The sequence below is a fragment of the Streptomyces sp. GS7 genome, from assembly GCF_009834125.1.
Lineage (GTDB): Bacteria > Actinomycetota > Actinomycetes > Streptomycetales > Streptomycetaceae > Streptomyces.
Window position 1 is genome coordinate 6,535,300 of sequence record NZ_CP047146.1, and the last position, 22,812, is coordinate 6,558,111.

Genomic DNA, 22,812 nt, shown 5'->3' on the forward strand with positions numbered 1-22,812 from the left:
CGGGAGCAGCGGGGTTCGGCCCGCAGCGGGGAGGGAGCGGCATGCCTATGGGTACCGACGTCCGGCACGCGGTGGTGATCGGGGCAGGCATGGCGGGTCTCGCGGCCGCCCGGGTCCTGGCCGACGGCTTCGAGGCCGTCACCGTCATCGAACGCGACACGCTTCCGAGCGCGTCCGAGCCCAGGGTGGGGGTGCCCCAGGGGCACCACGTCCATGGCCTTCTGGCCCTCGGTGCCGAGGTGTTCGAGGGGTACTTCCCCGGGCTGCGGGCCGAGCTGGAAGAGGCGGGCGCGCCGGTGTGGGACTGGGGCGAGGACCTGTGCGCAGTGCTGCCCAACGGCACCCCGCCGCCCACGCCGATGGGCATGCCGATCCAGACCTTCTCCCGGCCTCTCCTGGAGCACGTCCTGCGCCGACGGGTGTCGGCGCTGGAGCCCGTCACCCTGCGGGACGGACTGACCGTCACCGGCCTGCGCACGGCCGGTCCCGGCAGGGTCACCGGGGTGCGGGTCAAGAACGGCGACGGCGAGGACGAGATCGTCGCGGACCTCGTGGTGGACGCCTCGGGCCGCTCCTCCCACCTGCCGCAGTGGCTGGCCGCCCTCGGCCTGCCCAGCCCCCGCACGACGACCGTCGACGCACAGGTCGGCTACGCCTCACGCACCTACTCCTACCCGGAAGGGCAGTCCCCGCCCTCATGGAAGGGCGTGCTGGAACCCCTGCGGGCCCCCGACTTCCACAAGGGCTCCTACGCCATCCAGATCGAGAACAACGCGCTCCACGTCACCCTGCACGGAGCAGGAGGAATCCAACTGCCGCGCGGCGACGACGACTTCCTCGCCTTCACCAAAACCCTGCGCGGCCCCATCGCCGACACCATCGCCTCCCTCACCCCCGTCTCCCCCGTGCGCCGCTACGCCCGTACGGTCAACCGCAAGACCGCCTACCACCGCCTGGCCCGCTGGCCCGACGGACTGATCGCCCTGGGGGACTCGGTCTGCACCTTCAATCCCGCCTACGGTCAGGGCATGACCGTCGCCGCCCTGGAGGCCCGCCTCCTGGAGCAGATGCTCCGCGGCCGGCGCACTCGCGCCCCCTTCGACGGGCAGGGTTTCCAGAGGCGGCTGGCCCGCGTCACCGCCTTCTCCTGGCTGATGGCAACCATCCCCGACCGCGCCTGGGAACAGTCGCGACCCGCCTTGCCCGTCAAGGCCGGCAACTGGTTCATGAACCGCATGATCGACACCGTCCCCCACGACCCGCGGGTCTACACGACCTTCTCCGGCCTCTTCCACATGCTCGCGGGCCCCCTGGCACTGGCCGACCCGCGCCTGCTGTCCCGCGTCCTCGTCGGCCCCCGCCCGGGCGGAAGCCTGCACGCGGCCACGCCCTGAACCGCGGCCGGCGGCGGACGCCCCCCGCCGCCGGCGGTCTCTCCGGGCTCAGTGCCGCAGCGCGGGGATGACACCCGCCCCGTACCCGTCGATGACCTTCTCCCGGGCGTCGTGCATGGCGTAGAGCGCGAACTGGTCGACGCCCAGTTCCTTCAACTCCCGCAGCTTGTCGATGTGTTGGGCCTCGGTGCCGATGAGGCAGAACCGGTCGACGATCTCGTCGGGGACGAACGCGGTGTCGGGGTTGCCGGCGCGGCCGTGATGGGCGTAGTCGTAGCCGTGGCGTTCCTTGATGTAGGCGGTGAGGGTCTCGGGCACGGCGCCGGAGTGCTCGCCGTATCTGGCGACGAGGTCCGCGACGTGGTTGCCGACCATGCCGCCGAACCAGCGGCACTGCTCGCGCGCGTGCGCAAGCGCGGCGGGCGAGGCGTCGTCGGTGAGGTAGGCGGGTGCGGCCACGCAGATCTTCACCGACGACGGGTCGCGGCCGGCGGCCGTCGCCGCGTCCCGTACCGCCTTCACCATCCACTGCGTCAGATACGGGTCGGCCAGCTGGAGGATGAAGCCGTCGGCCTGCCGACCGGTCAGGGCCAGCGCCTTCGGGCCGTATGCCGCCATCCATACGGGCAGGTGTCCGTTCCGCACCCAGGGGATGCGCAGTCTCCGGCCCTCCACCTCGGCCTCGCGGCCCTCCGCCAGGTCACGGATGACGTGGATCGCCTCGCCGAGCGTGGCCAGGGTGTTCGGCTTCCGGCCCGCGACCCGCATCGCCGAGTCGCCCCGGCCGATACCGCACACCGTGCGGTTGCCGAACATGTCGTTCAGCGTCGCGAAGGTCGACGCGGTCACCTCCCACGTGCGCGTACCGGGGTTCGTCACCATCGGCCCGACCGTCAACTCGGTCGTGTGCTCAAGGATTTGGCTGTAGATGACGAAGGGCTCCTGCCAGAGCACCGCCGAGTCGAAGGTCCAGCCGTAGCGGAAGCCGTTGCGCTCGGCGCGACGCATCAGCTCGACGACGGCGGAGGCGGGCGGATCGGCCTGGAGGACGACTCCGAAGTCCACGGGTGCTCCTTACGCGGTGGGGTACGGGTGTGCCGGGTGCGGGCGGGCGGCTCAGAGCAGGTACTGGCAGGTGCCGCGCGGGATGTACTGCCCGTGCCCGGCGCGGCCGGTGAACTCCCGCTTGTCGAGGACGAGTTCGCCGCGCGACAGGACCGTCTCGACGCGCCCGGTGAGCCGCCTGCCCTCGTAGGCGGAGTAGTCGACGTTCATGTGGTGGGTCTTCGCGGAGACCGTCTGCTCGGCGGTGGGGTCGTAGAGGACGAGGTCGGCGTCGGCGCCGGGGGCGATGGTGCCCTTCTTCGGGTAGAGGCCGAACATCCGGGCCGGTGTGGCGCAGGCGATCTCGATCCAGCGCCGGCGGCTGATGTGCCCGTCCACGACGGCCTGATGGAGCAGGTCCATCCGGTTCTCCACGCCGGGCATCCCGTTGGGGATCTTGGAGAAGTCACCGCGGCCCAGCTCCTTCTGGCCCCGGAAGCAGAACGGGCAGTGGTCGGTGGAGACCACCTGGAGGTCGTTGGTGCGCAGTCCGCGCCAGAGCGCCGCCTGGTGCTCGCGGGGCCGCAGCGGGGTGGAGCAGACGTACTTGGCGCCCTCGAAGTCCGGCTCGGCGAGGTTGTCGGTCGACAGGAACAGATACTGCGGACAGGTCTCGCCGAAGACGTTGAGCCCCAACCGGCGGGCCCGGGCGATCTCGTCGACGGCCTGCTCGGCGGAGACGTGGACGACGTAGAGGGGTGCGCCGGCGACCCGGGCGAGCTGGATGGTGCGGTGGGTGGCCTCGGCTTCGAGGAGGACGTGGCGGACCTCGCCGTGGTAGCGCGGGTCGGTGCGGCCGGCGGCGAGCGCCTGCTCGACGAGGACGTCGATGGCCAGGCCGTTCTCCGCGTGCATCATCACCAACCCGCCGTTGCCGGCGGCCCGTTGCATAGCGCGCAGGATCTGCCCGTCGTCGCTGTAGAAGACGCCGGGGTAGGCGGTGAACAGCTTGAAGGAGGTGACGCCCTCGGACACCAGGAGGTCCATCTCCTTGAGGGTGTGCTCGTTGACGTCGGAGAGAATCATGTGGAACGCGTAGTCGATGGCGCACTGGGCGTCGGACTTGGCGTGCCACTGGTCGAGGCCCGCGCGCAGGGAGTTGCCGCGGGACTGGACGGCGAAGTCGACGATGGTGGTGGTGCCGCCCCAGGCGGCGGCGCGGGTGCCGGTTTCGAAGGTGTCCGAGGCCGCGGTGCCGCCGAAGGGGAGTTCCATGTGGGTGTGCGCGTCGACGCCGCCCGGGATGACGTATCTGCCGGTGGCGTCGAGGGTGCGGTCCGCCGATTCGGCCCAGCCGGCGGCGGCCCAGCTCCCGGACGCGGCGAGGGCCGCGATCCGGCCGTCCTCCACGAGGACGTCTGCGTGCGTCTCGTCGGCGGCGGTGATGACCAGTCCGCCCTTGATGACCGTACGGCTCACCTATCCCATCTCCCTACCTGATGCCACGTCACAAGCTGGTCTACACCCGTAGATTCCGGTCGAGAAGGAGACACCGTAGAAGCATGTCACCCACCGTGGCAATACCGTGACGGTTAACGAGCCGGGACGGCCGTGTTGCACCGACGATCAGCCGGGCGGTTCAACCCGGGGCCCGGGGTGGGCGGCGGCAGGGGTGCGGGCGCGGTGCGGTGGGCAGTAAAAAGACTCCGGACCCACAACTTCGAAAGTTAATACCGAATCACACCTTCGCAATCAGCACCGAGGACGCCAGAAGGCGCACAAACGACCAGAAAGGCGATGTGCCATGGAGCAGAGCACACCGTGGGAGTTCTCCGACGACCGCGGGCGCCTGGTGGTGGCCGGTAACCGGCCGGAACGAATCGTTGCGTACATACAGGCGGGAGCGACGCTGTGGGATCACGGCATCCGCCCGGTGGGGATCTTCGGGTCCCAGCACGACGGGGCCGCGGCCGACCCGGCCAAGGGCGGTGAGCTGCCGCTCGCGGAGATCCCGTATCTGGGGTCGGGTGCCGCGCTGCACCCGGACACGCTCCTGGAGGCCCGGCCGGACCTCGTGGTGGCGGTGACCTACGACAGCGAGCAGGTCTACGGACTGGAGGCGAAGACCGCGCTGGAGCTGGAGACGCACGTCCCCGTGGCCACCGTCGCGGTGGGGCCCGGGCGCGGCCTCGCCGAGGTGCGGGAGCGCTTCGCGGCGCTCGCCGGGTCCCTGGGGCGCGGCGAACCACTCACGATGGCACGGGAGTTGGACGCCGCCGAGGACGTGCTGCGGCAGGCGAGCGGCGGCTCGGTGCGACCGCGGGTGGTGGCGTTGTCGCCCGCCGGGCCGGAGCGGGTGCACCTGGCCCGGCCGGGTGCCTGGCCGGACCTGCGGGCGCTGGCCGAGCACGGGGTGGAGCTGCCGGAGCCGGCGGCCGGCTCCGGCGCGAACTGGGCGACGGTCGGCTGGGCGGAGGCCGCCGCACTGGCCCCGGACGTCGTCCTGATCGACGTCCGGGTCAACGCCGCCCGCGTCGAGGCGCTGCGGACCGATGAGCACTGGCGGGCGATCGAGGGCCGGGCCCGGCTGCTGCCGTGGAATCCGGAGGCCCCGGCGAGCCGCCGTGCGCACACCCGGTTCTTCACCGACGTGGCCGAGGCGGTCCGCGGGGCCGCCGCCCGGACGTAGGGCGGGACCTCCGCCGTGTCGCGGACGGTCCGTCAACTCCTGCCGGATGGTGGGGGCGTTGGCGGTGGTCGGCGGAACGCCGCGGCCCGCGCACCCCCTTGACGGCAACTGGAAACAAACCTGACTTTCACTCCCGTCCCATCCCCCACCACGGGAGTCCGCCATGAAGCGACCGCCAACCACCCGCTTACGATGGGGAGTTGCCCTCGTCAACGGTGTCGCGCTGGTCGGCACCTGGACCGCCGCCGCCGAGGAGGCACCGTCCGGGACCGGGCCGACCGGCGCCCACCGGGCCGCCGGGCACCGCGCGGCGCCGCTGTGGCGCGCCGACCCCGCCAAGGGCTCCGCCTCCTTCGAGGGCGTCGAGCCCAAGCCGGGCTCGGTCACCGTCGTCGACGACCCGGCCGGGCGACTGGGGGGTCCTGTGGCAGCTCAAGGACTACGGCTCGGGCGCCTCGACCCCGCCGCTCTCGCTGCGCGCCCGAGGTGACGGCACCGTCGACCTGGAGTACCGCGTGGGGCGTCTACCGCTCCGACGGAGTCCGCGGCGAGGCCACCTCCTGGCTCAACATCCCTGCTGTGGGGCGGAGTTACCAGGACGTCGCGCCCGGCCGCTGACCGGCCGCCGACGGACCGCGGGGGCCGCCCCGGGTCGCGTTCCGGGACGGCCCGCCGGGAGGACACCGGACTACCCGTCCCGCAGCCGCTCCTGCGCCCACCGCAGCGCGTCCGCGAGCATTTCGGCGCCCTCCTCGGCCTCGGCGACGGTCAGCGACATCGGCGGCGCGATGCGCAGCACCGCGCCGCCCTGCCCGCCCTTGCCGACCAGCAGGCCGCGCTCCCGGGCCGCCTCCAGGACCAGCGTCGCCGCCTCGGGCGAGGGCTCGTCGGTCCCTGGGCGGACCAGCTCGACCCCGATCATCAGGCCCCGTCCCCGCACCTCGCGGACCACGTCGAGCCCTGCTGCCACCGCCCGCAGCCGCTCGATGAGCAATCCGCCGACCCGCCGGGCGTTGCCCTGGAGGTCGTGCTCCAGGAGGTAGCCGAGGTTGGCCAGCCCCGCCGCCATGGTGACCGGGCTGCCGCCGAACGTCGAAATGGAGTTGGCGGGCAGGGAGTTCATCACCTCGGCGCGGGCCACCACCCCGCCGATGGACATCCCGTTGCCGATGCCCTTGGCGAAGGTCAGCAGGTCGGGCGGGCCGTTCTCGGCGTGCGCCTGCCAGCCCCAGAAGTGGTCGCCGGTGCGGCCCCAGCCGGTCTGCACCTCGTCGCTGATCCACAGGATCCCCTCGCGGGCCAGCACCTCGCGGAACGCCGCGTAGAGCCCGTCCGGCGGCGCGGTGAACCCGCCGACGCCCTGGACCGGTTCGGCGATCAGCGCGGCCACCCCGCCCGCGGTCTGCTGGAGCAGGTCCGTAAGGTCGGCGACGCAGGCCGCGATGTAGTCGGCGTCGCTCAGCTCGGCGAACGGGCCGCGGGAGCGCACCCCGCCGTGCACGTAGAGCGTCTGGAGCGGGGAGAGGCTGGTCGGCGACCAGCTCTGGTTGCCGGTGATGCCGACGGCGGAGAACGACCGGCCGTGGTAGCTGTTGCGCATCGCCAGGATCTGGTTGGAGCGGCGGTACGAGGTCGCCAGCAGCAGCGCGGTGTCGGTGGCCTCCGTACCGGAGGTGGTGAAGAAGACCCGCGCGTCGGGGATGCCGGAGAGCGCGGCGATCCGCTCCGCCAACTCGACCATGGGCCGGGAGAGATAGAGGGTCGAGGTGTGCAGGATCCGGCCGGCCTGCTCGCCGACCGCCTTGGTCACCTCGGGCAGCGCGTGCGCTGTCATGGTGGTGAGGATGCCGCCGAAGAAGTCGAGGTAGCGGTTGCCCTCGGCGTCCCAGACGTGCCGGCCCTCCCCGTGGGTGAGTTCGAGGGGACGCTCGTAGTAGAGGGCGAGCCACTCGGGCAGGACGGCACGGTGGCGCGCGCGCAGCCCTGCGGGGTCGTGGGAGTGCTGGTTCACGGCTTCACCAGCCCGTCGTAGGCGTCGGGTCGGCGGTCGCGGTAGAACGCCCACTGCTGGCGCACCTCGTCGATCATCCCGAAGTCCAGGTCGCGGACGACCAGTTCCTCCTTGGTGTCGCTGGCGACGTCGCCGACGAACCGGCCGCGGGGGTCGACGAAGTAGCTGGTGCCGTAGAAGTCGTTGTCGCCGTACTCCTCGACGCCGACCCGGTTGATCGCCGCGATGAAGTACTCGTTGGCGACCGCGGCGGCCGGCTGCTCCAGCTTCCACAGGTACGCGGACAGGCCGCGGGAGGTGGCCGACGGGTTGTAGACGAGCTGGGCGCCGTTGAGCCCCAACTGCCGCCAGCCCTCCGGGAAGTGGCGGTCGTAGCAGATGTAGACGCCGACCTTGCCGACGGCGGTGTCGAAGACCGGCCAGCCCGCGTTCCCCGGCTTGAAGTAGTACTTCTCCCAGAAGCCCTTCACCTGCGGGATGTGGTGCTTGCGGTAGCTGCCGAGCACCGTGCCGTCCGCGTCGATGACGGCCGCGGTGTTGTAGTAGAAACCGGACTGCTCGACCTCGAAGACCGGCACCACGATCACCATGCCGGTCTCGCGGGCCAGCTGCTGCATCCGGCGGACGGTCGGGCCGTCGGGCACCGGCTCGGCCCAGCGGTAGTGCTCCGGCTCCTGGACCTGGCAGAAGTACGGGGCGTTGAAGACCTCCTGGAAGCCGATCACCTTCGCGCCCTGCGCAGCCGCCGCTCTGGCGTACTCCTCATGCTTCGCGATCATCGATTCGGTGTCGCCGGTCCAGGTCGCCTGGACCAGTGCGGCACGCACAACATCGGCCATGAGCTGCTCCTTTGTCGGTGCGTCAGCCTGCGGGCACGCGGATCTACGCGTGTGGAGGCGACCGTAAGCCCCGTCACGCACCGTGGCAAGACCATCTCTCAGCGCGGCGCGTCCGCCGGGCGCTCAGCGCGGCGCCGGGTGGCCGGCGGCGCGCAGGGCGTGCGCGACATCGCTGTGCCGGGAGGGGGAGACGGTCCGGGCGGCCTCCAGGAGGAGCGGCCCGAGGGTGACCGGGTCGGCGGCGGCCAGCGCCGCCGCGTCCTCGGGCGTACGGGCCCGGACCAGCGCGGCCAGCAGTTCGCCGGCCTGCTCCGGACGCCTCCGGTCGAGCAGCGCCAGCGCGGTCCGGGCCACCTCGGCCACGGGGCGGGCCAGGCTCTGCCGGAGCAGCGCGGCAGCGTCGGCGGTGCGGCCCGCGGCGACCAGTGCGGCGGTCGCCGCGGCCAGCCCGTCGGGCGGCAGGCAGGCCACTTCCCAGAGCAGGGTGGGGATGTCGCAGGCCAGCCCGGCACTCTCCAATTCGCCGAGCAGGAAGGGGAGTTCGGCTGCGGGACGCGCTGCGGCGGCGCAGATCTCGACGTACGCCGGGCCGTCCTCGCCGGGCGGCCGGTGGCGGGCCAGGCGGTACGCGGTACTGGCGGCGCGGCGGCGCACCTCGGGATCGGCCGCACCGCCCGCCGCGGCCTCGCCGGGTCCGTCGTCCGGCCCGTCACCCGACCCGCTTCCCTGCCCGTTGTCCGGGGCGGCGTACGCCCCGGCGAAGCGGGCACCGCGCGGGGCCGTGCCGGCTGCGGCTGGCACCGCCGCCGGCACGTCGGGCGGCGTCCGGTCACCTGCGGGCGCGGCGTCGTCCACCACCTCCAGCCCGGCGAAACGCGCTCCCCGCGGGCGGCCGGCGGCCTTGGCCTTACGGGCCGAGAGTTTGGACTTACGGGCGGAGGCGTCGCCGTCAGGGGCCGGGAGCTTGGCCATACGGGCGGGGAGTGTGGCCGTACGGGCGGCGTCGCCGTCAGGGGCCGGGGACGCCGCCTCCGCGGCGCGGGTTTCGCCTTCTGGGACGGGGCCGCCGCCACCACGTGCCGGGGCGTCGTCCGCGGCGGCGGGCGCGTCGCCCTCGGGGGTCGCGGCGCCCGCACCCTGCCCCGCTTCCTCCAGCGCCGCCAGCCGCGCCCGCAGTTCGCGCACCCGGGCGCCCGCCCGGAGGTGGTCGTCCTGGGCCCAGGCCAGTTCACGGGAGAGCCGCTCGCCCTCCGCGGGGTCCTGGGCGAACCGTGCGGCGGTGCGGAGTTCGCGGGCACGCGCCGCCGCCTGCCGCTGCTCGTGGACCATCACCTCCAGCCGGTCGCGGAGCGCGGGCCGGCCGCCCGGCTGGGCGTCGTGGCCGGCGACCGCGCGGGCGTACAGCCGCCGGGCGCGCGGGCCCATGGTGCGCACCGCCGCGTCCCCGTGCTGCGCGGCCAGGTCGTGCAGCAGGGACTCCACCACGTCCCAGTGCGGCACCTCCCGCCCCTCCAGACAGGCCCGCAGGCCCTCCGGATCGCGTTGCCCGAAGACCCCGTACCAGCCGGAGGCCGGGTCGAGCAGCCGCCCGAGATCGGTCAGGAATCGGGCGAACTCCTCCGTGGGGTTTCGGAGTTGAGTAACCGTCATGGCGTGCCTCTCCCCCTGCGGACCGGACTTCTCCGGCCTGCCCGCATTCGACACCCGGCATGTTTCCGGAACGGTGACGAGCGTGCTACGGGAGCTTTTCGGAATCCGCACAGGGCGGGGAACGACTGGACCACGGAGCCGTATGGCGGGGCACGCGGGTATCGCGCGGCGGCGCACGGCGACCGCACACGGCGGCGCGGGGCGGCGTATGACGTCCGCACACAGCCGCGTACGACCGCGTACGACCGCGTACGAAAAAGTACCGGCAAAACTCGACAGAGAAACTTGCAAGTTTCTCTGTCGAGATTCTAGGGTCGCAGTATGCCGAACAAGGACCAGGAACGTCTGGCGACCGACCTCGGCGCGACGGTGTCGCTGCTGATGCGCCAGCTGCGCGCCGCGTCGCCGCAGGGCGCCCTCACGCCCACCCAGCGCGCGGTCATCGCCCTCATCGACTCCGAGGGGCCCTCCACGATCGCCGCGCTGGCCCGCGCCGAGCTGGTGCGCCCGCAGTCGATGCGGGTGACCGTCGGCGCGCTGGAGGACAGCGGGATCCTCGCCCGCAGCCCGCATCCCACGGACGGGCGCCAGGTCGTCTTCTCCCTCACCGACCACGGCCACCGGGTACTCGCCGAGGTACGGCAGGCCAAGAACAACTGGCTGGCCGTGGCCATCGCCGACCGGCTGAGCGCCGACGAGCAGCAGACCCTGGAGGCGGCGACCGCACTCATACGGCGGCTGATCCGGCCGTGAGCGCCCCCGAAGCCCCCAGAGCCCCCGGCCGCAGCGGCCGGGCGGTTGCCGGCCGAGCCGCCGCCCCTCCCCCGACCCGGGCTTCGGCGCCCGGCTGATGACCCCGCTGCTGCTGGGGTCCCTCCTCAACCCCGTCAACTCGACGATGATCGCCACCGCACTGGTGGCCATCGGCCAGGACTTCCGTGTCGGGGCCGCCGACACCGCCTGGCTGATCTCCGCGATGTACCTCGCCAGCGCGGTCGGCCAGCCGTCGCTGGGGCGGCTCGCCGACCGCGTCGGACCGCGCCGGGTGTTCGCCGCCGGCGCGGTGGCGGTGGTCGCCGCCGGCCTCATCGGGGCGCTGGCGCCCACCTTCACGCTGCTGATCGTCTCCCGCGTCGTCCTCGGCATCGGCACCGCCGCGGCCTATCCGGCCGCGATGGCGATGCTGCGCGCCGAGTCGCGCCGGGTGGGGCGGCCCGCGCCCCGGTCGGTCCTCGGCCGGATCTCGCTCGCGGCGCTGGCCAGCGCCGCCGTCGGCCCCACCCTCGGCGGGCTGCTGGCCGCGACCTGGGGCTGGCGGGCGGTCTTCGCCGTCAACGTCCCGCTGGCGCTGCTGGCACTGGCCGGTGCGCTCGCCTGGCTGCCGCCCGACCGGGAGACCCGGCACACGGCCCGCGCCGCGGACGGCACGGGGTCGGACGGGGGCTCCCTCGACCCGCTCGGCATCGCGCTCTTCGCCGGCGCCCTGACCTGCGCGATGTTCTTCCTGCTGCGGCTGGACGCACCGCGCTGGCCGCTGCTCGCGCCGACCGCCGCCCTCACCGCCGCCCTGGTGTGGTGGGAGCTGCGCCACCCGGAGCCGTTCCTCGATCTGCGGATGCTGGCCCGCAACCGCGCGCTGGTGCTCACCTACCTCCGGCACGGGCTGGCGTATCTCGTCATCTACTGCGTGCTCTACGGCTACAGCCAGTGGCTGGAGCAGGCGCACGGCTTCACGTCGTTCCACGCCGGGCTGATCATGCTGCCGATGTCCGGCGCCGCCGCGGTCTGCTCGCTCGCCGGCGCCCGCACGAAGGGCATCCGCGCCCCGCTGACCGTCGCCGCGGCCTTCCTCGCCCTCGGCAGCACGGTCCTCGTGATGCTGGACGGCGGCAGCCCGGTGGCCGTACTGCTCGTCGCCGGGGCGCTCTTCGGCATCCCGCAGGGCCTGGCCTCCACCGGCAATCAGGCCGCCGTCTATGCCCAGGCCCCGGCCGACGGCGTGGGCGCCGCCGCCGGACTCCAGCGCACCGCCCAGTACCTCGGCGCGATCTCCTCCTCCAGCCTCATCGGGCTGCTGTACGGACAGCGCGCCACGGACTCCGGGCTGCACGGCATCGCGCTGGCCGGTGCGGTCCTCGCCGTGCTGCTGCTGGCCCTCACCCTGGCCGACCGCTCGCTGCGCACCGGACCGACACGAGCCACTACCTGACCAACCGTCAACTCACCGCCCCCACAGGAGTATCCATGCCCGTCACCACTCTCGACCCGCGGACCGCACTCGTCCTGATCGACCTTCAGAAGGGCATCGTCGCGCTGCCCACCGTCCACCCCGCCGACGAGATCGTCGCGCGCGGCGCCCGGCTGGCCGCGGCGTTCCGCGAGCGCGGGCTGCCGGTCGTGCTGGTGAACGTCACCGGCGGCGCGCCGGGCCGTACGGAGTCCGCGGCCGGCGGCCGCACACCGCCCGCCGACTGGGCCGAACTGGTCGAGGAGATCGACCGGCAGCCGGGCGACGTCACCGTCACCAAGCAGCAGTGGGGCGCCTTCCACGGCACCGCCCTGGACCTGGAGCTGCGCCGCCGCGGGGTGACCCAGATCGTGTTCGCCGGGATCGCCACCAGCATCGGCGTGGAGTCCAGCGCCCGTGCCGCGCACGAACACGGCTACCACGTCACCGTCGCCACCGACGCGGTGACCGACCTGGACGAGGCGGCGCACCACAACAGCCTGGAGAAGATCTTCCCACGGCTGGGCGAGACCGGCACCACGGACGCGATCCTCACGCTCCTGGGCTGAGCCCGTCGCCGGGCCGCCGGTCCTGCCACCGGAGCGCGTCCTGGAGTTGGGCGGCCAGCGAGATCAGCCGCGGCTCGGCATGGGCCGGGCCGAGGAGCTGGCCGCCCAGCGGCAGCCCGTCCGCGCTGAAGCCGGCCGGGACGCTGACGCCCGGCCAGCCGAGGACGTTCCACGGCCAGGCGTACGGGCAGGCCGCGATCATCGCCCGGTCGGTGCGCCAGCCGCTGAGCTTGGCGAGGGTGCCGACGCGCGGCGGCGGGGTGGCGGTGGTCGGCGTCAGCAGTACGTCGTAGGGGCCGAACAGGGCGCCGATGCGCTGCTGTTGGCGGCTCTCGGCGGCGCGCGCCCGGCGCAGTACAGGCCCGCCGAGCAGCCGGCCCAGTCGCGCCGCCTCCCGTGTGCGGCGGTCCAGCAGCCGGGGGTCGGGGACCCGGGCCGCCCATTCGCCGACGCCGGCCGTGGCGCGCGGCACGAAGGCGAGGCCGACGAGCCCGTAGTCCGGTTCGGCCTCCTCGACGAAGTGGCCGAGCCCGGCCAGCGTGTGGGCCAGCGAGGTCACCGCCGCCCGGACGTCGGGGTGCAGCGGTTTGCGGGTGAAGGTGGCGGCGGCCTTCCAGGAGAGCGCGATGCGCAGCCGCCCGGGGTCGCGGCCGGCCGCCTCGCGGGCCGCGATGGCCGGCGGCCGGTGCAGGTCGCCGGCGTGGTTGCCGCTGGCCACGTCCAGCAGCAGCGCCGCGTCCTCGACCGTACGGGCCAGCGGTCCGATGCCGGTGATGCCCTGGAACGCCTCGGCCTCCGGCCAGGTCGAGATCCGGCCGCGCTGGGGCTTGATGCCGACGAGGTGGGACCAGGCGGCGGGGATGCGCACGGAGCCGGCGCCGTCGGTGCCGAGGGCGGCCGGCACCAGCCCGGCGGCGACCGCGGCGGCCGAGCCGCCGGAGGAACCGCCGGGGGTGTGCGCGAGGCTCCAGGGGTTGCGGGTGTCGCCGAAGGCCGGGCCCTCGGTGAACGGCCACTGGCCCAGTTCGCAGGCGTTGGTCTTGCCGACGATGACCGCGCCGGCCGCGCGCAGCCGCCGGACGACCTCGGAGTCGCGCTCCTTGGGCGGGAACAGCCCGGCGCAGCCGAACGCGGTCGGCTCGCCCGCCACGTCCGTGTCGTCCTTGACCGCGACCGGCACCCCGAGCAGCGGCAGCCGCTCGCCGGCGGCCAGTCTGCGGTCGGCCGCCGCGGCCTCGTCGAGCGCCGCCTCGGCCCGGACCCGCCGGAAGGCGTTGACGGTGTCCTGGGTGGCCGCGATCCGCTCCAGGCAGCGCTGTACCAGTGCGGTGGCGGCGACCTGGCCGCCGGCCAGCGCCTGCGCCTGTTCGGCGAGCCCTTCCCACTGCCCGTCCAGTTCCCCGGCCGTCCGGCGGATACGGCGTTCTGGGCGTCTCGGGCGATCCTGACTCTCGTCAACGCTCACGCTGCGTGCCCTCCCTGGGACCGTTCGTTCGAACGAACGGATCCAGGAGGCTAATCGGCGCCGCAGAGGCCGGCAACGACACGCGCGGCGCGGCACGTCGACGACACACGGACGGCACACACGGGCCCGTCGTGTGCCGCGGGCGTTACGGGATTCCGGCCCGGTGTCGCGCACGGGGGCACGGCTCGGGGTGCCCGGCCAACTCCCGGTACATACGGGCTGGATCGGGCTTCTTCGGTATGAAGCGGGCGGCGGGCGGCGCGGGGCGGCGGCAGCGGCCAGGGCCGGAGACCGCGCGCGACAACCCCGCGCGGACAGCGGGCATTTCAGGCAATACCCGCCATCCCGGCCGCCTGCCTCGAACGCACACCCGGTCAGCGGCTACGCTCGCCCGCCATGGACGACACCCTGCTGCTTACGGCGACCGTGGCCCTCCTCGTGGGGCTCGGCGCCGGCTGGGCCGTGCAATCGGCGCTGACCCGCCGGAAGCTGGTCCGCGAACAGAGCTTCTTCGGGCTGCCGGAGGGGTCGGAATGCGTCCTGGTCACGCACCGGGACAGCTCCTCGGCCCAATGGAGCATCCCGCGGCACGACGCGCTGGCGCTGCTCGGCCTGGCCTCGGTGGTGGAGAACTGCGGTGCGCACCCCGAAGTGGCCCCGCACGACACCGGTCTCCAGGGCTTCGGCGCGCGCACCGAGTTCTGCGTCGGCGACCCGACCGCGCACCGCCGCCTCGCCGCCCACATGTCCAATCTGCTGCCCGGAGTCACGGTGCACCCGGGCGACGCGGCCGGCGCCGGCCGCGGCACGTTCACCGTCGGCGGTACGGCGTACCGGATGGAGCCGGGCGCGGTGGAGTACGTCCTGCTGGCCCGGCTCACGGCCGGGGAGGGCGACCGCCCGGTGTTCCTGGCGGCCGGGCAGCGCCCGGTCACCCACCGGGCCGCGGTCCGCCACCTGGTCCGCAACCGGGCCCGGCTGGCCCGCAAGTACGGCGCCGGCGGCCAGTTCTGCCTGCTGCTGAAGGTGGTCAACTCACAGGCGTACGGGCCCGATGTCGTCGAGCTGGTCGCCGACGTCACCAAGGCCGCGATCGCCCCGGCGGAGCTGAAGGGGCAGCACCGGGCGGCGGCCTGAGCCCGGTGCACCGACGGGCGGCCACCGGGCTTCTCTGCGAAGCTCGGAGGCATGATCGCCCGTCTCCGCTCGGCCGTCCCGCACTGGGCCGGTGTGCTGCCGGTCGCGGCGGTGGTGCTGCTGGCGCTGACCTGGGGGCGGTCGCTTTCGGTCACGCTGGTGGTGCTGGTGTCGCCGTTCCTGGCCGGGGCGGTGCTGGCCGCGGTGCACCACGCGGAGGTGATCGCGCACCGGGTGGGCGAGCCGTTCGGGTCGCTGGTGCTGGCGGTGGCGGTGACCGTCATCGAGGTGGCGCTGATCGTCACGTTGATGGTGGACGGCGGCGACAAGAGCGCCGCGCTGGCCCGCGACACGGTCTTCGCGGCCGTGATGATCACCTGCAACGGCATCGTGGGGCTGTCGCTGCTCGTCGGCTCGCTCCGGCGCAAGGTGGCGGTCTTCAACTCCGAGGGCACCGGCGCCGCACTGGCCACGGTCGCGACGGTGGCCGGCCTCAGCCTGGTCCTGCCGACCTTCACCACCACGGCGCCGGGCCCGCGGTTCTCCCCTCCGCAGCTGGTCTTCGCGGCGCTCGCCGCGCTGGCGCTGTACGGCCTCTTCGTGGCCACCCAGACGGTCCGGCACCGGGACTACTTCCTGCCGGTGACCACCGCCGGCGAGGTGATCGACACCGAGGACCACGCCGAGCCGCCCACCGCCCGCGGCGCACTGCTCAGCCTGGGGCTGCTGGCGCTGGCGCTGATCGCCGTGGTGGGGCTGGCCAAGGCGGAGTCCCCGGCCATCGAGTCGGCGGTGATCGCGGCGGGGCTGCCGTCCTCCGTCGTCGGCATCGTGATCGCGCTGCTGGTGCTGCTCCCGGAGACCATCGCGGCGGCTCGCGCGGCCCGCCGCGACCGGGTGCAGACCAGCCTCAACCTCGGCCTCGGCTCGGCGATGGCGAGCATCGGCCTGACCATCCCGGCGGTGGCGCTGGCCAGCGTCTGGCTGCCCGGACCGCTGGTGCTGGGCCTGGGCGCCAGCCATATGGTGCTGCTCGCGCTCACGGTGGTCGTCGGCACCCTGACCGTGGTCCCCGGGCGGGCCACGCCGCTCCAGGCCGGTGTCCACCTGGCGCTGCTGGCCGCGTACATCGTGCTGGCGGTCAGCCCGTGACCCGCCCGTCCCGGCGCGATCGCGGAGCCCGGCTCGACGACAGCCGGTAGGGGACGTTGACCACCGTCACCCCGGGCGTGAACAGCAGCCGGGCCTTGAGCCGCAGTGCGCTCTGGTTGTGCAGCAGGTGCTCCCACCAGTGACCCACGATGTACTCCGGGATCACGACGGTGAGCGCGCCGCCGGGATTGCGTGCGCCGACGTCCGTGACGTAGTCGATCACCGGGCGGGTGAAGTCGCGGTAGGGCGAGCTGAGGACCTGGAGCGCCACGTCGATGTCATGGGCGTCCCACTGCTCGCGCAGCCCCTGCACATCCCGGGGGTCGACCGCGACGGTCAGCGCGTACAGCGAGGTGGGCCGCAGCGCGCGGGCGTAGCCGAGGGCCTTGAGCGTCGGGGCGTGCAGGGCGGACACCAGCACCACCACGTGGTTCCCGGCCGGCTCCCAGGGGCGTGCGTCCGGCGCGACCGCCAGTTCCCCGGCGACCCGCCGGTAGTGCTCGTGCACCCCGCGCATCGCCAGGAACAGCAGCGGCATGGCGATCGCGACGATCCAGGCGCCGTGGGTGAACTTGGTGATCAGGACGATGACCAGCACCACCCCGGTCAGCAGCGCGCCGACCGCGTTGATCGCCTGCGACCGCCGGTAGCGCAGGCGTACCGGCCGCCGCAGTCCGGGCCCGGCGAGCAGACCGCGCCAGTGCCGCACCATCCCGGTCTGGGACAGCGTGAACGAGACGAAGACGCCGATGATGTAGAGCTGGATCAGGCGCGTCAGCTCCGCCCGGAACAGGACGATCAGCCCGATGGCGGCCAGCGCCAGCAGGATCACGCCGTTGGAGAAGACCAGCCGGTCCCCGCGGTTGTGCAGCTGGCGCGGCAGATAGCTGTCCGCGGCGAGGATCGACGCCAGCATCGGAAATCCGTTGAAGGCGGTGTTCGCGGCCAGGATCAGCACCCCGGCGGTGAACGCCTGGAGCAGGTAGAAGAGGCTGTGCGCACCGCCGAAGCTGGCCCGTCCGATCTGCGCGAGGGCGGTGGCGGTCGGGGTGTGCGGCGGCAGCCCCAACACGGTGGGATCCGCCGCCACATGGACCTGGTACACCATCGCGAGAAAGGTGATGCCGGCGAACATGGTGATGGAGAAGAAGCCCATGACGAGCAGCGTGGTGGCGGCGTTCCGGCTCTTCGGCCGGCGGAACGCGGGCACCCCGTTGCTGATCGCCTCGACCCCGGTCAGCGCCGTGCACCCGGACGCGAACGCCCGCATCCCGAGCAGCACCAGCGCCGCCCCGGAGTAGGCGGACGCGGTGTGCAGCGGCAGGTCCGCCGACTCCGCACGCGGGGTGGCGCCGGTGGCCATGCGCACCGCGGCGAACGCGAACATCAGGTACACGGAGCAGACGAACCCGTACGTCGGGACCGCGAAGATCCGCCCGGATTCGCGGACCCCGCGCAGGTTCATCAGCGCCAGCAGGCTCACGAAACCCACCGACAACGCCACGTCGTGCCCGCCCAGTTCCGGAATCGCCGACGTGATCGCGGCGACCCCGGACACCACCGAGACGGCCACCGTCAGCACGTAGTCGACCAGCAGCGCACTGGCCGCGGTGAGCGCCGCGTTCCGCCCCAGGTTCCGCGCGCTGACGACGTAGGCACCGCCGCCGCCCGGATACGCGTAGCAGGTCTGCCGGTACGAGGCGACGACCACCGCGAGGACGACGACGATGGCCGCCGCCGCGTACCAGGCCAGGTGCAGCAGCGCGACCCCGCCGAGGCCCACGACCAGCAGCAGCTCCTCGGTGGCATAGGCGACCGAGGACAGCGGGTCGCTGCAGAAGACCGGCAGCGCCAGCCGCTTGGGCAGCAGGGTCTCGCCGAGCCGCGCGCTGTCCAGCGGGCGGCCCACCATGATCCGCTTCGGCCTGATCAGGTGCCTCATAGCCGGACAAACTAAGGTCCGGCGGAGCGGCCACTCCCCTCCCACTCCGACGCGGTACGCCAAACCCCCGGCCCTGCGAGCCGAACGGGTACGGAAGCGGCGCCGCACGGTGTCGCTCCGCCCGCCGGCCGCGGGCCCGTGAGAGCCCATGGGGGGTGACGTCCGATCACCCCGCCATGACGCGGCGCCTGCTCCTGCGCACCGCCGTCGTGATCGGCACCCTCGCCACCGCCCGCGTGCTGCTCTCCCCGGACGACGACGTTCCGCCCGCCGGCCCCGGCCCGCAGACCCGCGGCCGGCCGCCCGCCGCCGCGCCGGGCTCCGCCCCACCGGACACGTCCCGGCTGCGCCCCCTGGCCGGCGAGACCTCCCGCTCCGGGCCCGGCGCCTCACCGCCGCACGCCGATGTCGCCCGCACCGTCCCGGCCCGCGCCGGACAGATCGCGCTCACCTTCGACGACGGCCCCGACCCCCGCTACACCCCGGAGATCCTGGAGGCGCTGCGCCGCCACGGAACCCGGGCCACCTTCTTCGTCGTCGGCGAACACGCCGTGGAGTTCCCCGATCTGCTGCACTTCATCGCCGACGAGGGCCACGCCATCGGCAACCACACCTGGACCCACCCGCAGCTCACCGCCCTCCCGCCCGGCCGCGTCCGGACCGAGCTGGGCCGCACCAGCGCCCTGATCGAGGAGGTCGTCGGCACCGCCCCCCGGCTCGCCCGCGCCCCGTACGGCGACTGGGACCAGACCTCCCTCGACATCTGCGACGACCTGGGCATGTCCCCCGTCGGCTGGTCGGTCGACTCCCGGGACTGGACCCGCCCGGGGCCCGAGAGCATCGCCGACACGGTCGTGGACGAGCTGCGGCCCGGCGCGATCGTGCTGTCCCACGACGGCGGCGGCAACCGCATCGAGACCGTCCAGGCCCTGGACTGGTATCTGCCGCAGCTGCTGGACGGGGGCTTCCGGCCGGTACGGATCTCGCCCTGACGACCTCCGCCCGGCCGCCCGGCCGGGCGGAGGTGAGAGCCGTCACCCCGCGCACCGGATGCCGGGCCAGTGGTTTATCGTTCAATCGGCAGCGCGCCCCTCGGGTGGCAGCGCGCCCCCACGATCGCCCCGGCCGGGTTCCCCCGTCCGGCCGGGGCTTCCCCCCTCCCGCCGCGCCGGCGGAACCACCCGTCTCGCTCCCCCCGCATGCCGCCCCGGCGAAACCTGCCTTGAATGCAGGCATGTCGTTGCCGAACTCACCGAGCGGGCCGGGCAGCCGGCGGCCCGAGGGAGCACTGCGGCGCATCGGGGAGTGGTGCGCCCGGCATGCCGTCGCGGTCCTGGTGCTGTGGCTGGTGGCGCTGGCCGGGGTGCAGGTGCTCCAGCGGACGTTCGGCGGGGAGTACTCCGACGACTTCTCCCTGCCCGGTGTGCAGTCGAGCCAGGGGCGGGACGTCCTGGCCCGGCACGATCCGGAGGCCGGCGGCTACACCGGCCAGGTGGTGCTGCACGACCGCACGCAGCCGCTGGCCGCGGTCGGCGGGCAGATCGCCGACGCGGTCACCGACCTGGGGCGGCTGCCGGACGTCCTGGCGGCACAGAGCCCGCTGCCGCCGCCCGGCTCCCCGCCGAAGCCGCCGGCGCCGGGGACGCCGAACACCGGGCCGCTGTCCGCCGACGGCCGGACCGGCTACCTCGCGGTGCGGTTCCGGGTCCCGCCGGTCACCCTCGGGCCGGAGTACCTCGCCGGCGTGGACCGGGCCGTGGCACCGCTGCGCGCCGCCGGAGTGCAGGTGGAGTACGGCGGGTCGCTGGGCGAGCTGGCCCGGCCGCGGACCGACGACCGGCTCAGCGAGGCGATCGGGTTCGCGGTGGCGGTCCTGGTGCTGCTCGCCGGGTTCGGGAGCGTGCTGGCCGCCGGGTTGCCGCTGCTGACCGCGCTGATCGGCGTGGTCTGCGGGCTGGGCTGCCTGGGGCTGCTGGCCGCCGCGTTCACCTTCGCCACCGTCTCCCCCACCCTGGCCACGATGATCGGCCTCGGCGTCGGGATCGACTACGCCCTCCTTCTGATCACCCGTCACCGGCAGCACCTCATGGACGGCGCCGCCCCGGAGGTCGCCGCGGGCCGGGCGGTGGCCGGCAGCGGCCGGGCGGTCCTGGTGTCCGGCGTCACCGTCGTCATCGCGCTGACCGGCCTGTCCGTCTCGGGCGTCGGCTTCGTCGGGAAGCTGGGCATGGCCGCGGCGATCACCGTGGTCACCGCGGTCCTCGGCGCGCTCACCCTGGTCCCCGCGCTGCTCGGACTGCTCGGCCGCGGGATCGACCGGTTCCCTGTCCGCCGGCCCGTCGCGGAGGCGCACCCCGCGCCGGACGGCGCGGCACCGGGCGGGCGGCGCCGGTACGCGCAGCGGGTGGCCCGCCGGCCGTGGTGGTACCTGGTGGGCGGCGTGTTCGTCGTCGCGGTGCTGGCCGTACCGCTCTTCTCGATGCGGCTGGGGCACATCGGCGACGGCGCCGACCCGGTGTCCTTCACCGACCGACGGGCCTTCGATCTGATGTCGTCGGCGTTCGGGCCCGGCTCGACGGGGCCGCTGACGCTGGTCATCGACCGGAGCGAGGTGCAGCAGGCGGACCGCCCGGCACTGGCGGAGCAGGCCCAGCAGGTTCTCGCCGGGGTCCCGGGCGCCGCCGCGGTCACCCCCCTGCGGCCCACCCCGGACGGCGCGGCGCTGACCGCGACCGCGTACCCCGCCCAGGGCCCGCAGCAGCCCGGCACCACCACGCTGGTCCACCGCCTGGTGCACACCGTCCTCCCGGAGGCGGTGCGCGGCTACGACGCGTACGGCTATGTCACCGGCACGACGGCGGGCCAGGTGGACTTCCTGGACAGCGTGGCCGGCCGGCTCCCGCTGATCATCGCCGTGGTCGTCGCCCTCGCCTTCCTGATCCTCCTGATCGTCTTCCGCGGCGTGCTGGTCGCGGTGAAGGCCGCGGTGCTCAACATCCTGTCGATCGCCGCCTCGTACGGGGTGGTGGTGGCCGTCTTCCAGTGGGGCTGGGGCGGTCCGGCGCTGGGCGTCTCGGGCACCGTGCCGATCGAGGGCTACGTGCCGATGATGATGTTCGCGATCGTCTTCGGGCTGAGTATGGACTACGAGATCTTCCTGCTGTCCCGGGTCCACGAGAACTGGCTGCGGACGGCGGATTCCCGGGCGAGCGTCACGCACGCCCTGGAGACCACCGCCCGGGTGATCACCTGCGCCGCGCTGATCATGGTGAGCCTCTTCGCCGCGTTCCTCCTCAGCGACAACATCGTGGTGAAGATGCTCGGCCTGGGCCTGGCGGTGAGCGTGCTGATCGACGCGACGGTGGTGCGGCTGCTGCTGGTGCCCGCGCTGCTGGCGCTGCTGGGGCCGCGGGCCTGGTGGACGCCCTGGTGGCTGGACCGGGTGCTGCCGTACGTGGACGCCGAGGGGCAGGCGCCCCGCGCCCCGCGCCGGGCCCGCCGGGCCGCGGCGGCTCCGCCCTGCGCGGACCGCCCCGGCCCCCGATCATCGAACTATGGCCCCGACCGCCGGACGCGGCTTCGCCGATGAGCCCGACCACCCGCACGACCCCGAGAGCGCGGCCGCGTCCCCGTATCCCGTAGACCCCACGTATCCCGGGTACCCCGTGATCCAGCCGATGCTGGCCACCCTCGGGCCGCTGCCCGCCGAGCACGAGCAGCCGGAGTGGGCGTTCGAGGCCAAGTGGGACGGGGCGCGGTGCGTCGTGAACACCCCGGGCGACGGGACGGTCCGGCTGGTCACCCGGGCCGGCAACGACGCGACCCTGACGTACCCGGAGCTGGGCCCGCTCGGCGAGCAGCTGCGCGGGCGGCCCGCGGTGCTCGACGGCGAGGTGGTGGTGCTCGACGCCGGCGGCCGGCCCGACTTCGGGCTGCTGCAACGCCGGATGGGCGTGGTGAACCCGCGCCGCACGGCCCGGCTGGCGATGGAGCTCCCCGTTCAGCTCATCCTCTTCGACCTGATGTATCTGGGCGGCTGGCTGGTGGACTTCCCTTACCACGAGCGCCGGGCGGTGCTGTCCGGGCTGCGGCTCGGCGGCCCCAACTGGTCGGTGCCGGCCTACGTGGAGGGCCGCGGCCAGCAGGCGTGGGAGGCGGCGCTGCGCGGCGGCCACGAGGGCGTCATGGCGAAGCGGCTGACGTCCCGCTACGTCCCCGGGGTGCGGTCCCCCGACTGGCGCAAGACCAAGCACCTGGAGACGCTGGACATCGTCATCGGCGGCTGGACGGAGGGCCACGGAGTGCTCACCGGCCTCCCCGGGTCGGTGGTGGCGGGCCTGCCGGAGCCGGCGGGGCTGCGGTACGTCGGCTCCGTGGGGTCGGGCCTGTCCGACCGGGAGCGCCGGGAACTCGCGCAGTACCTGGGGGTGATTCCGCTCGACCGCTCGCCGTTCCGCAACCCGGTGGACCTGCCGGGCGTCCACTGGGTGGAGCCCCGGCTGGTGGCCGAGATCAGCATCACGGGCTGGACCTCGGCAGACCGGGTCCGGCATCCGATCTGGCACCGGCTGCGGCCCGATCTGACGCGCCTGGGCTGAGCGGCGGCGAAGGGCGGCCGGCGTCCGCCGGGCGGCTGATGCGGCGGGATGCCCGCGGCGGCCCGGGAAGGATCTTCGGGACCCTGCCCCGACCC

At 73.8% G+C, this 22,812-nt stretch carries 18 protein-coding genes; 11 read left to right on the forward strand and 7 right to left on the reverse strand.

Annotated features, from left to right (window positions below):
• The first annotated feature begins 41 nt into the window (after window positions 1–41).
• Window positions 42–1,394 carry an NAD(P)/FAD-dependent oxidoreductase gene (locus GR130_RS28385; protein WP_159507340.1) on the forward strand — a complete coding sequence of 451 codons (1,353 nt, stop codon included), beginning with the start codon at window positions 42–44 and terminating at the stop codon, window positions 1,392–1,394.
• A 48-nt stretch (window positions 1,395–1,442) separates the two neighbouring features.
• On the opposite strand, the gene GR130_RS28390 is transcribed toward GR130_RS28385, so the two are convergent.
• Both GR130_RS28390 and hydA read right to left on the reverse strand, forming a co-directional pair.
• On the reverse strand, window positions 1,443–2,459 hold the full coding sequence (locus GR130_RS28390) for a TIGR03842 family LLM class F420-dependent oxidoreductase (RefSeq protein ID WP_159507341.1): 1,017 nt from the start codon (window positions 2,457–2,459) through the stop codon (window positions 1,443–1,445).
• A 51-nt stretch (window positions 2,460–2,510) separates the two neighbouring features.
• Window positions 2,511–3,917 carry a dihydropyrimidinase gene (hydA, locus tag GR130_RS28395; RefSeq protein ID WP_159507342.1) on the reverse strand — a complete coding sequence of 469 codons (1,407 nt, stop codon included), beginning with the start codon at window positions 3,915–3,917 and terminating at the stop codon, window positions 2,511–2,513.
• 325 nt (window positions 3,918–4,242) lie between these two features.
• Here hydA and GR130_RS28400 point away from each other — a divergent pair, with 325 nt between their 5' ends.
• Both GR130_RS28400 and GR130_RS28405 read left to right on the forward strand, forming a co-directional pair.
• Window positions 4,243–5,127 (forward strand): ABC transporter substrate-binding protein, encoded by an 885-nt coding sequence (locus GR130_RS28400; protein ID WP_159507343.1) that lies wholly within the window; start codon window positions 4,243–4,245, stop codon window positions 5,125–5,127.
• A 163-nt stretch (window positions 5,128–5,290) separates the two neighbouring features.
• Window positions 5,291–5,617: a hypothetical protein gene (locus GR130_RS28405; protein ID WP_159507344.1), complete on the forward strand. Its 327-nt coding sequence runs from the start codon at window positions 5,291–5,293 to the stop codon at window positions 5,615–5,617.
• Between the two features lie 198 nt (window positions 5,618–5,815).
• Here GR130_RS28405 and GR130_RS28410 read toward each other — a convergent pair whose 3' ends face one another.
• The 3 genes from GR130_RS28410 to GR130_RS28420 form a co-directional block, all read right to left on the reverse strand.
• Window positions 5,816–7,138 (reverse strand): aspartate aminotransferase family protein, encoded by a 1,323-nt coding sequence (locus GR130_RS28410; RefSeq protein WP_159507345.1) that lies wholly within the window; start codon window positions 7,136–7,138, stop codon window positions 5,816–5,818.
• Complete coding sequence (locus GR130_RS28415; protein ID WP_159507346.1) at window positions 7,135–7,977, reverse strand: nitrilase-related carbon-nitrogen hydrolase; 843 nt, start codon at window positions 7,975–7,977, stop codon at window positions 7,135–7,137. Before GR130_RS28415 ends, GR130_RS28410 begins: the two co-directional genes overlap by 4 nt.
• A gap of 123 nt (window positions 7,978–8,100) precedes the next feature.
• The gene (locus GR130_RS28420; RefSeq protein WP_159507347.1) at window positions 8,101–9,627 is read right to left on the reverse strand and encodes a hypothetical protein; all 1,527 of its coding nucleotides are present in this window, start codon (window positions 9,625–9,627) and stop codon (window positions 8,101–8,103) included.
• A 321-nt stretch (window positions 9,628–9,948) separates the two neighbouring features.
• On the opposite strand from GR130_RS28420, the gene GR130_RS28425 reads away from it, so the two are divergent.
• From GR130_RS28425 to GR130_RS28435, 3 genes are all read left to right on the forward strand, one after another.
• On the forward strand, window positions 9,949–10,380 hold the full coding sequence (locus GR130_RS28425; protein WP_159507348.1) for a MarR family winged helix-turn-helix transcriptional regulator: 432 nt from the start codon (window positions 9,949–9,951) through the stop codon (window positions 10,378–10,380).
• Window positions 10,381–10,477: 97 nt separating this feature from the next.
• Window positions 10,478–11,836 (forward strand): MFS transporter, encoded by a 1,359-nt coding sequence (locus GR130_RS28430; RefSeq protein WP_159507349.1) that lies wholly within the window; start codon window positions 10,478–10,480, stop codon window positions 11,834–11,836.
• A gap of 35 nt (window positions 11,837–11,871) precedes the next feature.
• Window positions 11,872–12,423, forward strand: coding sequence for an isochorismatase family protein (locus tag GR130_RS28435; protein WP_159507350.1), 552 nt, complete (start codon window positions 11,872–11,874; stop codon window positions 12,421–12,423).
• On the opposite strand, the gene GR130_RS28440 is transcribed toward GR130_RS28435, so the two are convergent.
• Window positions 12,407–13,888: an amidase gene (locus GR130_RS28440; RefSeq protein ID WP_159507351.1), complete on the reverse strand. Its 1,482-nt coding sequence runs from the start codon at window positions 13,886–13,888 to the stop codon at window positions 12,407–12,409. The two genes, GR130_RS28435 and GR130_RS28440, sit on opposite strands and share 17 nt — an antisense overlap.
• A gap of 396 nt (window positions 13,889–14,284) precedes the next feature.
• On the opposite strand from GR130_RS28440, the gene GR130_RS28445 reads away from it, so the two are divergent.
• On the forward strand, window positions 14,285–15,025 hold the full coding sequence (locus GR130_RS28445; RefSeq protein ID WP_159507352.1) for a hypothetical protein: 741 nt from the start codon (window positions 14,285–14,287) through the stop codon (window positions 15,023–15,025).
• 51 nt (window positions 15,026–15,076) lie between these two features.
• A complete protein-coding gene (locus tag GR130_RS28450; RefSeq protein ID WP_159507353.1) occupies window positions 15,077–16,177 on the forward strand; it encodes a calcium:proton antiporter in 1,101 nt (366 codons plus the stop codon).
• Here GR130_RS28450 and GR130_RS28455 read toward each other — a convergent pair.
• Entirely contained in the window at window positions 16,167–18,119 is a 1,953-nt protein-coding gene (locus GR130_RS28455) for an APC family permease (RefSeq protein ID WP_159507354.1), read from the reverse strand. The two genes, GR130_RS28450 and GR130_RS28455, sit on opposite strands and share 11 nt — an antisense overlap.
• 176 nt (window positions 18,120–18,295) lie before the next feature.
• Here GR130_RS28455 and GR130_RS28460 point away from each other — a divergent pair, with 176 nt between their 5' ends.
• From GR130_RS28460 to ligD, 3 genes are all read left to right on the forward strand, one after another.
• Window positions 18,296–19,111: a polysaccharide deacetylase family protein gene (locus tag GR130_RS28460; RefSeq protein ID WP_159507355.1), complete on the forward strand. Its 816-nt coding sequence runs from the start codon at window positions 18,296–18,298 to the stop codon at window positions 19,109–19,111.
• Between the two features lie 242 nt (window positions 19,112–19,353).
• Complete coding sequence (locus GR130_RS28465) at window positions 19,354–21,708, forward strand: MMPL family transporter (protein WP_159507356.1); 2,355 nt, start codon at window positions 19,354–19,356, stop codon at window positions 21,706–21,708.
• A complete protein-coding gene (ligD, locus tag GR130_RS28470; protein WP_159507357.1) occupies window positions 21,674–22,717 on the forward strand; it encodes a non-homologous end-joining DNA ligase in 1,044 nt (347 codons plus the stop codon). Before GR130_RS28465 ends, ligD begins: the two co-directional genes overlap by 35 nt.
• Window positions 22,718–22,812 lie beyond the last annotated feature (95 nt).